At 47.2% G+C, this 536-nt stretch carries 1 pseudogene; it reads left to right on the plus strand.

The window, feature by feature from the left end:
• Positions 1-536: pseudogene (locus GY683_RS01245) on the plus strand (hypothetical protein); the annotation flags it as partial.

Here is a 536-nt window from a genome sequence, read left to right on the forward strand (position 1 = left end):
CTGATTGCCAGATACGGCAGCTCTTATGCAAATGTCCCTTATCTGGTCAAGCTGAATTCGAAAACAAATCTTGTTAAAACGTCCCAGGCTGACCCTTTCAGCAATCAATGGTTGGATGTACAGCAGGTAATCGATTTTCGTAACAACAGCGGCATAAATATTTTGGCAGTCGGCTATACGGTCTACTTGGGCAGTGAGTATGAATCAGATATGTTACATCAAGCGGCCCAAATTGTCTACCAGGCACACCAACATGGATTGATAAGCGTCTTATGGATTTATCCTCGCGGCAAGGCGGTGGCCGATGAGAAAGACCCGCATTTGATTGCAGGTGCCACCGGTGTGGCCGCATGTCTTGGCAGCGATTTTGTTAAGGTAAACTATCCCAAAAAGGACGGCCATGAATCCAAAGAAATATTCAAAGAGGCTGTTATGGCAGCCGGTCGCACGAAGGTGGTTTGCGCCGGAGGTTCAAGCGATGATGTCGAGGTCTTTTTAAAAAGACTTCATGACCAGATTCATGTGAGCGGGGCTTC

This window comes from Moraxella sp., assembly GCF_024227015.1.
Lineage (GTDB): Bacteria > Pseudomonadota > Gammaproteobacteria > Pseudomonadales > Moraxellaceae > Moraxella.